The organism is Jiella soli (assembly GCF_020615385.1).
GTDB lineage: Bacteria > Pseudomonadota > Alphaproteobacteria > Rhizobiales > Rhizobiaceae > VKMB-3413.
This window is the reverse complement of sequence record NZ_JAJAVB010000011.1, coordinates 1-944: the sequence shown is the minus strand read 5'-3', so window position 1 is coordinate 944 and position 944 is coordinate 1. Positions and strand designations below refer to the sequence as shown.

Sequence of the window (944 nt, the reverse complement as noted above, 5' to 3'; positions counted from 1 at the left end):
GCGATCCATCCGCACATGGATTCAGCGATCGGCCCCGTTGGCAAGGGGGTGGGTAATTACTTCTTTCGAACGTCCTCATCTCAACAAGATTGCACAATTGCGATCGGATTTTCTCAGGCAGGCCGAAGTTGCGGTGCTATGCGATTGCGATACCTTCTTCGTGTCCGATCCGCGCCCCTACTTGCCGCGGAGCGTCGTGGCGGCAGCTGTGGTGGATCTGCCGAATCCGCCGTCCGACCTCTGGGATTCGATCCTGGAGCAGGCCGGACTGGCGCGTCAGAGGCCGGACATCCCCACCGGGACGCGGCAGGGAACGACAATCTTCGAGAACAGAAACGGCGGGCTCTATGTCCTGCCGGGAGAGTGGCTACCGCAGCTGGATGAATCTTGGCGCAAATGGGCAGAATGGGGTCTGAAGCAGGAAAGCATCCTGGGGAAGTATGTCTTTCACATTGATCAGATCACATTTGCCTTGGCCTGTCTCGAGCTCCGGATCCAGCCGGAACTCCTGCCCAAGGCGCTCAACTTTCCCATCCATCTGCCGCCGGAGGATGTCGGAGACGATGCACCGATCATGCTGCACTATCACCGCCAGGTCGACGAGTACGGCAAGCTGAGACCGCTGGGCCAGCCGACGGTGGATCGGGCCATCGCCTTTGCCAATGAAACACTCGCAAGACCCGCCCGGCTTCACCGGAAGCGGCGGCTGGTGCTGCATGTCGGGCTGCCGAAGACCGGCACGAGTGCATTGCAGCTATGGTGTTCGTCTCATTCGGAAGAGCTTCTGAAGCAGGGAATTCGCTATCCGACCCCGAGCAGCCAGACGCAGATGCCGAAGCACCAGTTCATGGTGACGGACCTGCAGACGGGCGACTTGACCCGGACTTGTCAGAGACCGTTTGAGAATGGGTTTTGTCTGGATCTGATTTATGATTCACACTCTG

Annotated in this window: 1 protein-coding gene; it reads left to right on the top strand. The window is 59.0% G+C overall.

From position 1 onward, the window contains the following. Nucleotides 1–97: 97 nt before the first annotated feature. On the top strand, nucleotides 98–944 hold an 847-nt coding region (locus LH400_RS06995), incomplete at its 3' end, for a hypothetical protein (protein ID WP_229151955.1).